The following is a 15,874-nucleotide window of genomic DNA, read 5'->3' on the forward strand; positions in this document are numbered from 1 at the left end:
CCGCTTTCCCGGTGTCTATCGATCGGTATTTTTGAGCCGTCCCTGTTTCTCAGACAGCCGCCACGCCGGAGCTGATGCGCTCCGCCAGGCGGCCGTGGCGCCGCAGCGCGGTGGACAGGGCCTTCGCTACGACATCCGGCATCGCCCACAGTTCGAGTGAGACGCGCGCGCGCGACAGGCCGGTGTAGAGCATCTGGCGCACCAGCAGGGGCGAGCCGGGATCGGGCGGGAGCAGCACGGCCACGCGTCCGTACTCGGAGCCCTGGCTTTTGTGCACGGTCAGCGCGAATGCGTCCTCGTGCGGCGGCAGGGTATTGGGATCGAACAGGCGCACGCCCGCGCCGGTGGTGCCGCCGGCGACAGAGGACACCTCCGGCATACGCTCGAACGCAACCTGCAGCAGCGGCCTGCCGTCGCCGGTTTCCACCAGCACGCACACGCCGACATCGCCGTTGTAGAGCCGCGCGGCGTGGTCGTTGCGGGTCACCATCACGCAGCGACCCGGATACCACGCACCGCCCGGCCATGCGGACAGCGCGTCCCACGCGCGTAGGCGCGCCGCGATCGCGGCGGCGGCCTGGGTCGCGCCGAACGGGCCTTCGCGCAGTGCGCACAGCAGCTGCTGCCGGCGCGGCACTGCGAGCCGTGCCGCCAATGCGATCTGGTCGTGCGCAGCCACCGGCATGGTGATGGCGACCGATTCCAGCGCGGCCTGCAGATCGCGCGTCCAGGCGGACAGGCGGCGGCGCAGGCTGGCCGCGTCGGGGATCGCGTGCACGGTCGCGGCGCCAGTGGCGGCAGCGAGGGCGGCATCGAACGCGGCGGCATCGCCGGCGCGTACGGCTTCGTTGATCGGCACCAGCGCGCCATCGGCGCGGAAGCAATGCGACAGCCGCACCAGGTCGCCGCGCGGATCGGCTTCGAGGGCCTGCACTATGTCCATCATCACCGAGCCGGTACCGACCGAGGTGAGCTGGTCGGCATCGCCCACCAGCACCAGCACCGCGTCCTCGCGCAAAGCGGACAGCAAGGCGCGCAGCAGGCCAAGGTCGAGCATGGAAGCCTCGTCGATCACGACGATGTCGGCCGGCAGTGGTTCATCGGCGTGGAAGGCATAGCCGCCATGACGCCCGCGGCTTCCCAGCAGGCGATGCACGGTGGCGGCATCGGCGGCCAGCACCGCCTCCAGGTGCGGCGACCACTCCGCCCCAATCGGCTGTGCGCCAGCGTGCAGGTGCTCGGTCCCTTGCCGTAGCGATTCGGCCAGCCGCTGCGCGGCCTTGCCGGTGGGCGCGGCGATCCGCAACCGGGGCAGGCCGCCGGTGGTGGCGGCGTGCTCGCGCGACAGCCCCAGCAGCATGCGCAGCACGGTCGTCGTCTTGCCGGTGCCGGGGCCGCCGGTCAGCACCATCAGGCGGCGGCCGATGGCCTGGCGCACGGCGGCGCGCTGGCGCTCCTCGGCGTCCTGCCAGCTGCCGTTGAACAGCGCGCGCAGGTCGTCGTCGTCGATCGGGCAGCGCGGCGCCCGGGCGCCGTCGCGGCGGGTGCGCAGTGCCCGCGCCACCTCCACTTCTGCGCGATGGTTGCGCAGCAGGTAGAAGTGCTCGCCATCCAGCACGAACGGCCGCCCCTCCGCCGCATCACCCGCCCGCACCGCGGCCACCAACGGGCTGCGCGCGAGCGCATCGCACTGCCGGTCATCCAGCACCCGTCGCCCGCTGCCGTCGCAATATGCCAGCGGCAGTGCGCTATGGCCCTGCCCTTCGGCGTGGCTGGCCCAGGCCGCCGCGCAGGCGGTCACTTCGTCGCCACCATGCGCCATCACCCAGCGCCAGACCGCGCGGTCGAGGTCGCGCCACTCGTCGGGACCGTGCGCCATCTTTTGCCTTCGGGCGAAACCGAATGCCTCGCCGGCGGTGTACGCGCTCATGCAGCCTCCTCCAGATCCAGCCCCAGCACACCCTGCACGGCATCCAGCAGATCGTCGGTAAACCGGTGATGCCAGACGCCGCAGGGAGTCCCGTCCGGTAGCCGCAGGCCGACCGCGCGGATGAACAGGTACCAGCAGTCGCCGAGATGCTGGTGGCGTCGGTACACGGCGCCCAGGCGCTCGCGCAGATAGCGCTCGACCGCAACCGTATAAAGCAGCGCCTGCAGGCGGTAGCCGGTGGCCAGCATCGTCGCCTCGAGTGCCGCAGGGGCGTAGTCCTGCAGGCCTCCTTGCGGTCCCGCGGCGAGCTGGTTGCCCTTGTAGTCCAGCACATGGAAGCGGCCGCCGTGGGCGAACACGAGGTCGATCTTGCCGTTCATCAGGCCGGCCAGCGTCTGGTCGCGGAGCGGCACCAGGCCCGGCTCGCCATGGGCCTCGCAGGCCTTGCGCAAGGCGCGCAGCGAGGCGCCATCGAGCAGGTAGTTGAACTCGAGCTCCGCCCGCATGTCGGCAGCCGCAAGGTCGCACAGGCGCGGGCCGCCCTCCCCTGCCAGTGGCGTCTCCAGCACCGCCTGCAGGCGCCGCGCCAACGGCGCCACCAACGCCTCCAGCGTGCCTTCGCGCGGGCGCACGCCATGCGCGCGCAGGGCGGCCAGCACGGCTTCCTGGGAGATCGGCTGGCCGGGGATGCGATGCTCGAACAGCGCGTGCACGGCATTGCCGAAGTCGGCGCCGGCGACGCCCGCCAGTGCATCGAGTTCGGCATGGCGGGTTGCTTCGACGGCAGCCACTCCGACACTTGGCACAGCCTCCACGCTGTTGCCCGCGCTATCGGGGCCACCTCCCACGGCGGCGGCTTCATCCGCCTGCACTTCGTCCTCCGCCGCGCCGTCCTCCAGCCCCAGGCGATGCCCACCGCCGCCACTGAGCGTGGTGAAGCTGTGCCGCATCGGCAACGGCCCAGGCGCCGCCGCGGGCAAGGGGCGGGCGCTGCGCGCACCCGCCGCCTCCCCGCCGCCCCGCCAGGCAAGGCCGCGATGCGGGTTCCAGCCGTCGATGACGCAGATGCAGTCCGCCCCGTCGGCCGGGAACACGGACAGTTCAAGGTCGTTCAATGGCACATCCTTTGCGCTCGCGCGGCGAATGGCATCGGCGGCTCCATCGCCCGTTGGCAGTACGAACACGTGGCAGGCATGGATGGCGCGGGTCAGCGCCACGTACAGGATGCGATGGCGCTCCTCGAGCTCCTGCTGTTTGACGATGTCCTTGGCCGGACCTTCGACGAGGTACTTGCCGCTGCCATCCGGGCCCGCGAGGAAGTGCGGGCTGCGTTCGGCGAGCTTCGATCGCGCGTGCTTCCACATCAGCGGCAGGAACACCACGCCGAACTCCAGCCCCTTGCTGGCGTGCAGGGTCATCAGCTTGACGCGCGCGGCATCCGACTCCAGCCGCAACGCGCGCGTATCGGCGGCATCGCTGCCTTCGCCACCATCAGCCATCTGGTCGGCGAACCATGCCAGCAGCTGCTCGCCACCGCCGCCTTCGTCCCAGGCTTCCTGCAACAGCTCGCCGAGATGGCGCAGGTCGGTGAGGATGCGCTCGCCTTCCACCGCGTCCAGCAGGCGTGCGGCATGCTGCTCCAACAAAGCCACCACCAGCGCCAGCGGACCGCCGCGCTCCAGGATGGCGCGCAGGGCATGTAAGCGGTTGGCGTGACTGTCCCAGTCCGCCCCGTCGTGGCGCAACGCCTGCAAGGCGCCCAGACTTGCGCCGCACAGGCGCGTGGCCAGCGCAGCTCGCAGCGTGCGCGGATCTTCAGGATGCAGCACCGCATGCAGGATCAGCCGCAACTCGCGGGCGGTGGCAGTCTCGAACACGCTCTTCTGCGAACCGGTCACGCAGGGCACGCCGCGCGCCTTGAGCATCACCGCCAGTTTCGCAAGCTGCGCATTGCTGGGCAGCAGCACGGCGATGTCGCCGGGCCGGAGCCGGTCTTCGCCGATGCGGTAGCCGTCTTCCGACAGCGCCCACGCGATCTGCCCCGCGCATACCTGCAGCGCGTGCGCTTCGAGATCGTGGCTGTCGTCGTCTGCCGCAAGCCGGTGCAGCACCAGCGGGCGGCTGACGGGTTTGCTGTCGCGCCCGGCGCACAGCGGCTGGGCGTCGCGGCGGCTGCTCGGCTCAACGCGCTGATAGCGGATGGTGGTCGTCGCCTGCTTCGGCGCCAGCTCGGCGCGCGTGTTCGCGTAGAACTGGTTGACCGCCTCGACATAGCGCCGGCTGGAGCGATGGTTGGTCTCCAGCGTGAGCCGGTCTTCGACGGGGACGGCCTGCTTGGCCCGCTGATAGGTCGCAACGTCGCCGCCGCGGAAGCGGTAGATCGCCTGCTTGGGATCGCCGATCATCACCAGCCGCCCGCGCGGCGCGCCATCGGCAGCGCTATAGATCGCATCGAGGATGCCGAACTGCACCGGGTCGGTGTCCTGGAACTCGTCCACCAGCGCCACCGGCCAGGCGGCAAACAGCGCATCCGCCAGCGTCCGCTGCCCATCGCGGGGGGCCAGCGCGTCGCGCACCGTGACCAGCAGCTGGTCGAAGCTGGACTGGTTGGCGGCGTCCAGGCGTGCCTGCAGGGCGGCGCGGCACCAGCGCTGGGCGGCGGCGAGGAAGCGGCGCAGGGGAACATGGCTGGCGCGATCGAGCTGGATCGGCGAGAGCACGCCGGCGAGCGCGACCGAACTGGCGACCAGCCGCTGCACGCGCGGATCGTCCATCCCCGCCTTGTTCACGCCCTTGGATTCACCGGCCTCCGTCAGCGCCTTCTGATGCGCTAGCAGCACATCCCCCAGATCACCGCCATCGCCGGCAAGTGCGCCCGCCAGCGCCCGCCAGGCTTTCTCCAACCCGCCGCCGGCGCGCAGCAACTTGGGCGTAGCCAGCACCGCCTGCACCTCTGCCCGCCAAGCAGGCACATCGCCGAGGACGCGCGCCACTGCCTTGCGCACCTCCTCGGCCGGCAGCGGCTCCAGTTCGACATCCGCCTGCAGCAACACCGGCGCGTATTTCTTCAACGTGCTGATGGTGATGTCGGCCGCGCGTGCCAGCGCCACCAGCTCGTCCGACTCCCCGCCTTGGGCGATCACCCGCCACAGATCGGCAACCAGCGCGGCTTCCAGCGTCTTGCCATCGACCATCTCGCGGCCGCGGAACAGCGCGCCAGCAGCGAACGGATGGTTGGCCAGGATGCGCGTGCACAGCGCGTGCAGGGTGGAAATCGGCGCGGCATCGAACTCGGCCAATGCGGCCTGCAGGCGCTGCACGTCCTTCCCGAGCGCGGCCGGCTGGGCGCGCCAGCGCCGGCGGATCCAGCCGCAGTCCGACTGCCTGCCCTCGTCGCTGGCGATGCCGTCGCGGTGCTTGGCGGCCTCGGCCAGCGCCCACAGCAGCTTGCCGCGCAGGCGCTCGCGCAGTTCGGCGGCGGCGGCGTTGGTGAAGGTGCTGACGACGATCTGGCGCGGCGAAAGCTGCCGCTCCAGCAGCAGGCGCAGGTAGAGCGCGGCGATGGTCCAGGTCTTGCCGGTGCCGGCGCTGGCCTCCACCAGGCTGCGGCCGCCGTCCTGCAAGGGCAAGGCGGTCCAGTCCATGGGCTGGCTCATGCGGCTTCCTCGCTGGCGGCGGCAGGAGGGGTGTCGCTGTCGCCCAGCATGATCAGGGTGTGGATGGCCTGCGCGTCCTGCAGCAGCGCGCGCAGGGCGCGGCCATCCGGGTCGGTATCGGGATCGCCGAAGACCAGGTCGCCTTCCAGTAGCTGCGCATAGCCGGGGGCGTAATCGCGCTCGCCGACGCTTTGGCCTGGCTCGCTCACCCACTCGCCGCGCACCGCCTTGGCGATCGCGGCCTCACGCGACCGCTGCGCCGCCACGTCCGCCCCCGCGAAAGCTTCGGCGGCGCCACCGGCTTCTTTCCCCATCCCGGCCTCACCCTGTTCGCCCTTGGCTTTTTTCGGCGCGGCTTGCAGCGCCTGCAAGGCGGCCCATCCGGACTTCGGATGGAACCAGGAAAGCCCTCGGTGGCCGTTGCGCAGCAATTCGACCAGGGCGCGCAGACGGCGCCGCAGGTCGGCATCCAGGGCGGCACGCTCTGCCGTGCCGGCAGTGCAGTAGCGCAAGTCCCAGGCATTCACCTGCGCGGCCAGATCCGGTTCCCCGTCTGCCAGCATGGTCAGCCGAACCGGTATCGGCGTGTCGCCGGCCGCGGCGTGCAGGCGCAGCAATGCCCAGTGCAGGAAGGCGGGAACGCGCTCCTTGAAGTTCAGGTTCTTCGGGGCCTTGAGGTGTTTTTTTCATTCTTCGGATCGGGGTACGCAAACACCACCTGCAGCCCGCCCGCCGATCCCGCAAGCGGGAACACATTGCGCAGCAACCCGGCCATGCGCTGCGGCCCATCGTCGCCGGCACCATCGTCGCCGGGCAGTCGCAAAGGCACGTCCACCCGCACCGCTTGTCCACCGCGCTGACCGCGCGCATCGAAACGGCCGCAGGCATCGGCCTGGCTCCACAGGGCGTCCACCGCGGCAGCCTCCTTCGCCCAGGCCGCATCGCCGGCCGCGCCCAGCGGCAGCAGCCCGCCCAGGCCCACCCACGCCGGCGGCTGGCGGTCCCATCCCCACGCAGGATCGCCGCATTTGCGCGGCAGCACCTGCTGCAGGAACACCGTGCGCGCCACCGAGTGGATCCGCGGAATCGCGTCCATCGGCTCGTCTTCCGCCAGCCGCACGTCGTCGTCCAGCGCATCCAGCGACAGCTGCAGATGCTCCTTCAACAGCGCCTTGGCAGGGTCCTTGAAGAAACCCTCCAGCATGGCCAACGGCAGCGGCTCTGGCAGTGATTCCGGCGCGGGGAGATCGCCGTCGCGCAGGCGCGGCAGCATCCCCCTGCCCGCGCCGCGCATGCCCGCGAATGCCGAGGAATAGGAAAACAGCGCCGGATGAGCTGCCATCGAAATAACGCGCGTCGAACGGTTGCAGCGGGTGGCGCACCAGCCACGGCCGTGGCGCCTTTTCGTCGTCGGGCGCGTTGCCGCAGGCGCGGTCGAGCTCGGCCAGCAGCTCCGCCAGCGGTGCGGCAGGATTGCGGTGCTTGCCGTCGCGCACGCCCTGGCCGATGTACGACAGGTGCAGGCGCTGGCGCGCGGACATCACGGTTTCCAGAAACAGATAGCGGTCGTCGCCCGGCACGTCGCGGTCACCGAGGCGGCGCAGGCGCGCCATCAGGTCGATGCCGCCATCGGATGGCTGGCGCGGAAACGCGCCTTCGTCCAGCCCCAGCACGCAGACCATGGCGAACGGGATCGCACGCTGCGGGACCATGCCGCAGAAAGTGATGCCGCCCAGCAGAAAGCGCTGGCGCTCCGGCGCGGCGGCCAGTGCGTCCTGCAGCAGTTCGCGCACCACCGTCAGCCGCAGCATCGGGTCCTCGCCGTTGCGCGCCGGTTCCGCCGCGAGCTGGGCGATCGCGCGATGCACCACCGACAGCGCGGCGCGGGCGTCGGCATCGCTGCGGTCGATGCGCAGCAGCGCATCCACGCGCTCACGCAGCACCGTCGCCCACTGGCTTGCAGGCTGCTCGATCTGGGCCAGGTCGCGCCATGCCTGCAGCTCGCACAGCAGGCGGTCCAGGCTGCCCAGCGCCGCGGCGGACGGGCCTTCGATGCCGGCCAACGGCAGCAATGCGGTGCCATCGGGCAGCGTGACCGGCGGCGGATCGATCCCGCCCGGCACGTCGGCCATCAGGTACCCGGCCAGCAGCCGGTCCATCGCCCAGGCGAAGCTGTGCTCGGCGCGCGCCGGCAGCGCCAGCGCCTGCTTGTGCGCAGCGTCCAGCGCCCAGGCCACGCGGCTGTTGCGCAACCATTCCACCAGGATTTCGGCATCCCCCGCATCCAGCCCCAGGGCCGCCCGCACTTCCGCCACGCCCAGCAGGTCCACCACCTCGGGCGCGGTGATGCGCGATGCGCCCAGCCCGAGCAGGGTGGCGAACACGGCGAACAGCCGATGGCTGCGGGCGACGGGCACGTCGGCGAGGTGGTAGGGCAACAGGCGCTCGCGCGCAGAGCCGGGCTCGCCGAACACCGCCGGGATCAGTGGCAAATAGGCCTGGATGTCGGGCGCCATCACCGCGATGTCGCCGGGACGCACGCCCTCCTTGCCAACGGCATCCAGCAGCGCATCGCGCAGCACCTCCAGCTCGCGCAGGCGGGTGTGGCAGGCGTGGAGGCGCAGGCTGGCATCGGCGGCAGCCACCGGATCGGCCGCGTCCTCCCGCATCAGCTCGGGCTGCAGCCGGCGGATGCTTTCCTGCAGCCGCTCGAGACGGTTGCCCGGCGCGGCATCACCGGCATCACGCCAGTGGCGGATATCCTCGCGCAGCCCATCGTCCACCAGTGCGGCAAAGAAGTGCTGGCCCAGGCGCCCCCAGCGCGCCAGCAGCGGGTGGCCCTGCTCGCGCCAGTCGAGCGCATCGGGATCGTCGAAGCGCGCCTGTTCGTCATCGCGGAAGGCTTCCCAACCGGATACATCGGGCTTGCGCCAGTCGCCCTGCCCAGTGGCCCGCTGCAGGCCGCCCCAGTATTCGCGGCAGGGATCGGGCACGTACAGGAACACCGGCGCGCGGCGCGCATACGCCCGCAGCACCGACAATTCCGCCGGCGGCAGGTGCGACAGCCCGAACACATGCAGCGGCGCGCGCTGGCCGGCCTCTGCCTGCAGCCCGGCGACGAGCGCCTGCACCAGGCGCGCGCGGTGCTCGCCCAGCGCGCCGGCCACGGCCTGCCACAGCGGCGCCAGGCATTCGGCTTCCAGCGCACGCAGCGCAGGATCGGGGCGCTGCGCGGTGGCGAAGACATGCTTGCCCGCTTCCCAGGCCAGCAGCCAGTCGCCGCGGTACACCAGGTATTGCGAGTACACCCGCGCCAGCCGGTCGGCCAGCTGGAAGCGGCGCAATGCGCGCTCATCCTCGCTGGCCGCGCCCGCGAGGTAGTCGCGCACGCGCGGATCGCAGACGCCGTGCCGCGCGGGCGCGCCCAGCAGCGCGTGCAGAGTCCAGCGCAGGTGCCCGCGGCGGTAGTGCGGCAGCGCCACCGCGCGCTCACCGAGCAGCTGCGTCGACAGCCCGTCCAGCCAGCTGCTGGGCAGCTGCACGTCGAGATTGGCGACGATCCGCCCTGCGCCGCGCCTGCGCGCCAGCGCGCCGGACAGCCACTGCTGCATGCCCGGATGCGCGGCGATCACCACCTGCGGGGCCAGCGGGTGCGCCGGGCGCGTCTGTGCCAGCAAGGCTTCCAGCGGCTCCAGCAGCGCCTCCAGGCGGCTCGCACGCAGCAGGATCAGGCCCGTTGACGTTTCGACGTTGTGCACTCGCATCCTCCCTGCGACCGGGGTCCCATTCCAGCGCACCCGCGTCGCATCCGCTGCGACGTCACCCGGTGCGGGCCGCCGGGACGCGGATCAGTCGCCTCCGCGCACCAGCCACAGGGCGATCAGGCCCAGCATCAGCACCATCCCGCCGACCCGGCGCACCTGCTCGTCGGACAGTTCCAGCATGCGCGCGGCGGTACGCTTCCAGGCACCCGGAGCGGCAAACAGGAACAAGCCCTCGATCACCGCCACCAGGCACAGTGCGGCCCACAGGTCGGCCATCGGTCAGCGGTCGCTGCGCAGGTACTGCAGGAAGGGGTCGTTGCGGTCCAGCACGATCACGCTGTCGCCGCCGGAGAAGGCCTTGCGGTAGGCCTCCAGGCTGCGCTGGAAGGCGTAGAAGCCCGGGTCGCGGCTGGCCGCCTCGGCGTAGATGCGCGCCGCCTCGGCATCGCCCTCGCCGCGCAGCTTCTGCGCGTCGCGCTCCGCCTCGGCCAGGATCACCTGCTGGTCGCGGTCGGCGCCGGCGCGGATCTCGTTGGCCTGCTCCTCGCCTTCGGCGCGCAGGCGGCTGGCCACCTGCTGGCGCTGCGCGCGCATACGGTTGTACACGTCCTCGATCACCCGGCTGTCGGTGGGCAGGTCGAGCTGCTTGATGCGCAGGTCGAGGATGCGGATGCCGAGAGTGGCGGCGCCCTTGTTGATCACCGCCAGCTGGCTCTTGACGATCTCGCTGCGATCGCCGGACACCACCTGCTGCAGGGTGCGCGCATTGATTTCGTTGCGCAGCGCATCCTTGATGATCGGCGCCATGCGGTCCACCGCAGCCGATTCGTCACCGCCAGTGGCGCGGTAGAACGCGCGCGGATCCTCGATCTTGCCGATCGCGAAGAAGTCCACGCTGACATCCTTGCGCTCGGAGGTCAGATAGCGCTCGGGCTCGGCTGGCAGCACCTGCAGGCGCTGGTCGAACACCCGCACGCTCTCCACCAGCGGCCACTTGAAGTGCAGGCCGGGACCGATGCCCACGCGCGACACCCGGCCCAGGTTGAGCACGATCGCGGAGTGGCCTTCGTTGACCACGAACACCGACCCCATCAGCAACAGCAGCGCGGCGACCACCGCCGCCATCCATGCCGGGAATTTCATCGCACCACCTCCTCACGGCCGGCCGGGCGGCCAGTGCGCGCCGGGCGCGCCGGGTCGCCGGGACTGGCCTGCACGGTCGGCGACAGCAGCTCCGGCGCCAGCACCGGCGCGGAAGACGCCGCGGGCGCGGGCTTGCCGGCGTCCTGCATCGGCACGTAGATCAGCTGGCGGCTGTCGCCGCCGACCACCTTGCGGTTCTTCGCCAGCACGTCCTGCACGGTTTCCAGCCACAGGCGCTTGCGGGTCACCTCGGGGGCGCCCTTGTACTGCGCCACCAGCAGGCTGAAGCGTTCGGCGTCGCCGGTGGCGCGCGCGATCTCGGCGGTCTTGTAGCCTTCCGCCACGGTGCGCACGCGCGCCGCCTGGCCGCGCGCCTCGGGCACGATCTTGGCCGCGTAGGCGCGCGCTTCGGAGATCAGGCGCTCCTTGTCCTGCTGCGCGCTGTTGACGTCGTCGAAGGCCGGCTTGACCTGCTGCGGCGGGCGCGCATCGGGCAGGTTGAGCTCGGTCACCACCAGCCCGGTGCGGTAGGCGTCCAGCGACTTCTGCAGGCGCTCGCGCGCCGCCACCGCCAGCTGCTCGCGCGCGCCCAGCACGGTGTCGAGGTCGGAGCGGCCGACCTGCTCGCGCACGGTGCTCAGCGCGGCCTGCTTCAGCACCTCGTCGGCGTTGCGGGTGCCGAACAGGTACAGCGTGGGATCGGCCACCCGGTACTGCACGTTGACCGAGACCTCGACGATGTTCTCGTCGCGGGTCAGAACCGGCACCCGGTCTTCGTAGTTCTTGATCTGGGTGGCGTTGACCTTGATCACGCGCTCGACCGGCCACGGCAGCTTGAGGTTGGGGCCGGGCTGCATGATGCGGTCGAAGCGGCCGAAGCGCAGCACCACGCCACGCTGCTGCTCGGCAATCAGGACGAAGCAGTTGAACACCAGCCACAGCGCCAGCAGCAGGGCGACCCAGCGCAGCGGATTGCCGCCGCCCAGGTTGGGCAGGCCGTCGAGGATGCGGCCGATACCGCCTCCGGGCCTGCCGCCACCACCGCCACCGGGCCGGTTCCAGGCCATCCAGAGTGCCTTGGGCCCGCGCGGGCCATCGCGTCGTGTCGTCATGCCGGGGATTCTACGGGATGCTTCGGCGCCGTGGCCGGCAGGAGGGGTTGCAGCGGGGCGCCGTCGGGCTGCGCGGCCAGGCGCGCGGCCTCGACGAGCGGCAGGTCGATCCGCAGCAGCCAGCCGTCGTCTGCGTGCTGCTCACCGCGCACCGCGCCCAGTGCGTGCAGGCGCGCGCGCAGGCGGCCGGCGCTGGTCGGCAGCCGCGCCAGCCCGGCCACCCGGCGCAGCCCCAGGCGCTCGCCCAGCGCCTCGCGCAGCAGGTCCAGGCCGAGTCCGTCACGGGCCGACAGCCACACCGCACCGCACGCCCCGCCGTCGGTATCGCAGCGCGGCTGTGCGCCTTCGATGCGGTCGATCTTGTTGAACACCCGCAGCTGCGGCAGGCCGCCGGCGCCGATCTCGTGCAGTACCGCGTCCACCTGTGCGCTGCGCTCATCGCGCAGCGGATCACTGGCATCGATGACGTGCAGCAGCAGATCGGCCTCGCGCGCCTCACTCAGGGTGGAACGGAACGCGGCCACCAGCGCGTGCGGCAGGTCGCGCACGAAGCCGACGGTGTCGGCCAGCATCACGCCGCCACCCGGCGGCGTCGCATCCGCCTTGGCTGATGCGGCAGGGGAAACGCTGATCCGGCGCACGGTGGGGTCGAGGGTGGCGAACAACTGGTCGGCGGCGTAGGCCTCTGCCCCGGTCAGCGCGTTGAACAGGGTGGACTTGCCGGCGTTGGTATAGCCCACCAGCGCCACCCGCGGCAGCTCGCTGCGCACGCGCGCGCGGCGCATCTGGGTGTGCTGCACCTCCACCTTCTGCAGCCGCTTCTGCAGCATCTCCACGCGCTTCTGCAGCAGGCGGCGGTCGGTTTCCAGCTGGGTTTCGCCGGGGCCGCGCAGGCCGATGGCACCGCCGCGCTGGCGCTCCAGGTGGGTCCAGCCGCGCACCAGCCGGGTGGCCAGGTGGCGCAGCTGGGCCAGTTCCACCTGCAGCTTGCCCTCGTGGCTGCGCGCGCGCTGGGCGAAGATGTCCAGGATCAACCCGGTGCGGTCCACCACCCGACGCTGCAGCGCCTTTTCGAGGTTGCGCTCCTGCACCGGGGTGAGCGCGTGGTTGACCAGCACCAGGTCGGCACCGGTGGCCTCGCAGGCCGCCTTCACCTCGTCCAGCTTGCCGCTGCCGATCAGGATCGAGGGATTGGGCTTGTCGATCCGCGCGGTCAACATGGCGACCACGTCCGCGCCGGCCGAGCGCGCCAGCTCGGCGAATTCCTCCAGCACGCCCTCGGCGGGCGGGCCGCCGGCATGGGGCTGGATCAGCAGGGCGTTCTCGCCGCCGCGCGAACGTTCGAACAATTGGGTGGGCATCGCGCCTTAGGTGGGGCGCCGGGGCCGGGATTGCAAGCCCGCGCCGGGCTCATTCCGCCTCGGCATGCGCCGCCGGGGCCGCGCCCTCGTCCGCCTCCTGCGCGCCGGCCGCCCCCAGGCGCACATTGCGCGCCGGCACCACGGTCGAAATGGCGTGCTTGTAAACCATCTGGCTGACGGTGTTGCGCAGCAGGACCACGAACTGGTCGAACGATTCGATCGTCCCCTGCAACTTGATGCCGTTGACCAGGTAGATCGAGACCGGCACGCGCTCGCGGCGCAACGCGTTCAGGAACGGGTCCTGCAAGGACTGCGACTTCGACATGGATTCCCCGTGGCTGTCGTGTGTTGTTGTTGGTATGCCGTGAGCCGATGCCCGCGATGCCCGTGGGCATTCCCCGACCCCGCGCTCGTCCGCCAGCGGCGGGCCGGCCGATGGTAGCGCAGTCCGCCGCCGCCGCCCACCCGCGGCGCGCTCATCCTGCGCGCGGGCCGAGGAAGGCGTCCACCGCCGTATCCAGCGCTGCGGCCTGGCCCGCGGGATCGAACCAGCGCGCGTCCAGCTCCCCGCGCAGCCAGGTGGTCTGGCGCTTGGCCAGCTGGCGGGTGGCGGCGATGGCGCGCGCGCGGAACTCGGCAGGCGAAGAGGCGCCGTCCAGGTGCTCCCACGCCTGGCGGTAGCCCACCGCGCGCAGCGCCGGCAGCGCCAGCGGATCGGGATGCGCAGCCAGCGCCGGCAGCGCCCGCAGCCGGTGCACTTCGTCGAGGAAGCCGGCAGCCAGCATCGTGTCGAAGCGGGCCTCGATGCGCGCATGCAGGAGTGCCCGCTGCGGCGGCGCCAGCACCAGCTTCAGCACCCGCAGCGGCAGCCGCGCCGTGCGCGCGTTGTGCTGCCAGTCGCTGATCGGGCGGCCGCTCAGCCGATAGACCTCCAGCGCGCGCTGGATGCGCTGCGCGTCGGTGGCGTGGATGCGCGCGGCGGCCTCCGGATCGACCCGCGCCAGCTCCGCATGCAGCACCGCCCAGCCGCGTTCGGCGGCCTCCGCGGCCAATGCGGCACGCACGTCGGGATCGGCCTGCGGCATCTCCGACAGCCCGTCCAGCAGGGCGCGGAAATACAGCCCGGTGCCACCGGCCAGCACTGGCAGCCGCCCGCGCGCGAGGATGCCGTCGATCGCCGCGCGCGCCTGCTGCGCGAATTCCGCCGCCGAGAACGGCTGCCAGGGATCGCATACGTCGATCAAGTGGTGCGGCACCCGGGCGCGTTCCTCAGGCGTGGGTTTCGCCGCCCCGATCTCCAGCCCGCGATAGACCAGCGCGGAATCGACGCTGACGATTTCGCCGCCCAGCCGCTGCGCCAGCGCGATGGCATACGCGCTCTTGCCCGACGCGGTCGGGCCCATCAGCGCGACCGCAGGCGGGCGGCGATCCGCCGGCATGCGCATCTCACTCACGCATCGCGGCCCTGGCGCAGCAGGCTGTGGCGGCGCGCATACAGCAGGTACACCAGCAGGCCGACGCCGTTCCAGGCCAGGCACCACAGCTGGGTGCGCAGCGGCAGGCTGAGGAACAGGTAGCTGCAGCCGAGGATCGCCAGCGGCCCGACCAGCCATGCCCACGGGGTGCGGAACACGCGCGGGCGCGCCGGATCGCGCAGGCGCAGCACCAGCAGGCACACCGCGACCGCAGTGAAGGCGATCAGGGTGCCGGCATTGGCCAGCGCGGCGATCTCGTCCAGCCGCGCCACCCCGGCCAGGGCGGCGGTCAGCAGCGCGGTGAACACGGTGATCGCCACCGGAGTGCCGCGCGGCCCGACCTTCGACAGCCCGCGCGGCAGCAGCCCGTCGCGCGACATCACGAAGAAGATCCGGCTCTGGCCGTAGAAGAACGCCAACAGCACGGTCGGCAGCGCCACGATCGCGACGATCCCGATCGCCAGCGCCGCATTCGGATGGCCCAGCTCGCGCAGGATCAACGCCAGTGGCTCGGCGCTCTTGCCGAACACGGTGAACGACATCGCGCCCACCGCCGCCAGTGCCACCAGCAGGTAGATCAGGGTGCAGCCGACCATCGAGCCGACGATCCCGATCGACAGGTTGCGGCCCGGGTCCTTGGTCTCCTCGGCGGCGGTGGAGATGGCGTCGAAGCCGTAGAAGGCGAAGAAGATGATCGCCGCCGCCGCCATCACCCCGCGCTCGACGCCGTCCGCATCCACCGACTTGGAAAAGCCGTAGGGCATGAACGGATGCAGGTTGGCCGGATCGAACGCCGGCAGCGCCGCCGCCACGAACACCGCCAGCGCCAGCAGCTTGAGCACCACCAGCAGCGCGTTCACGGTGGCGCTCTCGCGGGTGCCAATGATCAGCGCTCCGGCCACGACAAAAACGATTCCGATCGCCGGCAGGTTGATCAGCCCGCCCGCCACGTGCGGGCCTGCGGCCAGTGCCGGTGGCAGCATCACCGCCCAGCCGGTGTGCTGCTGCACCCAGCCGAGGAACCCGACGAAATAGCCGGACCAGCCCACCGCCACCGTGCTCACCACCAGGGTGTATTCCAGCACCAGGCTCCAGCCCACCACCCAGGCGATCAGCTCGCCCAGCACCACGTAGCTGTAGGTGTAGGCGCTGCCCGCAGCCGGCATCAGGGTGGCCAGCTCGGCATAGGCCAGCGCCGCGCAGGCGCACACCAGACCGGCGATGACGAACGACAGCAGCACCGCGGGGCCGGCCTTGTCGGCGCCGACCCCGATCAGGGTGTAGATGCCGGTGCCCACGATCGCGCCGATCCCCAGCGCCACCAGATGCGGCCAGCCCAGGGTCGGCACCAGCCGCCGCCCGGCCTCGTGCACCGTCACCTGGTCGATGTCCTTGCGTCGCAGCCATGCCGCCATGGCGCTCCTCCCGTTCGT

11 protein-coding genes are annotated in these 15,874 nt (G+C 71.5%); all 11 read right to left on the reverse strand.

Annotated elements, in window-relative coordinates; genetic code table 11:
* Positions 1–49: 49 nt before the first annotated feature.
* The 11 genes from recD to LJB71_RS10985 all read right to left on the reverse strand — a co-directional run bounded on the left by recD (position 50) and on the right by LJB71_RS10985 (position 15,856).
* A complete protein-coding gene (gene recD, locus LJB71_RS10935) occupies positions 50–1,930 on the reverse strand; it encodes an exodeoxyribonuclease V subunit alpha (RefSeq protein ID WP_259304204.1) in 1,881 nt (626 codons plus the stop codon).
* The gene (locus tag LJB71_RS10940; RefSeq protein ID WP_259304205.1) at positions 1,927–5,586 is read right to left on the reverse strand and encodes a UvrD-helicase domain-containing protein; all 3,660 of its coding nucleotides are present in this window, start codon (positions 5,584–5,586) and stop codon (positions 1,927–1,929) included. The genes recD and LJB71_RS10940 overlap by 4 nt, the downstream gene beginning before the upstream one ends.
* A complete protein-coding gene (locus LJB71_RS10945; protein ID WP_259304206.1) occupies positions 5,583–6,149 on the reverse strand; it encodes a hypothetical protein in 567 nt (188 codons plus the stop codon). Before LJB71_RS10945 ends, LJB71_RS10940 begins: the two co-directional genes overlap by 4 nt.
* Before the next feature lie 123 nt (positions 6,150–6,272).
* Positions 6,273–9,344 (reverse strand): exodeoxyribonuclease V subunit gamma, encoded by a 3,072-nt coding sequence (recC, locus tag LJB71_RS10950; RefSeq protein ID WP_259304207.1) that lies wholly within the window; start codon positions 9,342–9,344, stop codon positions 6,273–6,275.
* 90 nt (positions 9,345–9,434) lie between these two features.
* On the reverse strand, positions 9,435–9,626 hold the full coding sequence (locus LJB71_RS10955; protein WP_259304208.1) for a DUF2065 family protein: 192 nt from the start codon (positions 9,624–9,626) through the stop codon (positions 9,435–9,437).
* A 3-nt stretch (positions 9,627–9,629) separates the two neighbouring features.
* Positions 9,630–10,493, reverse strand: coding sequence for a protease modulator HflC (hflC, locus tag LJB71_RS10960; RefSeq protein WP_259304209.1), 864 nt, complete (start codon positions 10,491–10,493; stop codon positions 9,630–9,632).
* On the reverse strand, positions 10,490–11,560 hold the full coding sequence (hflK, locus tag LJB71_RS10965; protein ID WP_259304800.1) for an FtsH protease activity modulator HflK: 1,071 nt from the start codon (positions 11,558–11,560) through the stop codon (positions 10,490–10,492). The genes hflC and hflK overlap by 4 nt, the downstream gene beginning before the upstream one ends.
* A gap of 41 nt (positions 11,561–11,601) precedes the next feature.
* Positions 11,602–12,954 carry a ribosome rescue GTPase HflX gene (gene hflX / locus LJB71_RS10970; RefSeq protein WP_259304210.1) on the reverse strand — a complete coding sequence of 451 codons (1,353 nt, stop codon included), beginning with the start codon at positions 12,952–12,954 and terminating at the stop codon, positions 11,602–11,604.
* A gap of 61 nt (positions 12,955–13,015) precedes the next feature.
* Positions 13,016–13,291, reverse strand: coding sequence for an RNA chaperone Hfq (gene hfq, locus LJB71_RS10975; protein WP_259304211.1), 276 nt, complete (start codon positions 13,289–13,291; stop codon positions 13,016–13,018).
* Positions 13,292–13,442: 151 nt separating this feature from the next.
* A complete protein-coding gene (gene miaA / locus LJB71_RS10980) occupies positions 13,443–14,405 on the reverse strand; it encodes a tRNA (adenosine(37)-N6)-dimethylallyltransferase MiaA (RefSeq protein ID WP_259304801.1) in 963 nt (320 codons plus the stop codon).
* 11 nt (positions 14,406–14,416) lie between these two features.
* Complete coding sequence (locus LJB71_RS10985; RefSeq protein WP_259304212.1) at positions 14,417–15,856, reverse strand: amino acid permease; 1,440 nt, start codon at positions 15,854–15,856, stop codon at positions 14,417–14,419.
* Positions 15,857–15,874: the final 18 nt, after the last annotated feature.

The sequence above is a fragment of the Thermomonas sp. S9 genome (assembly GCF_024704365.1).
Taxonomy (GTDB): Bacteria; Pseudomonadota; Gammaproteobacteria; order Xanthomonadales; family Xanthomonadaceae; genus Thermomonas.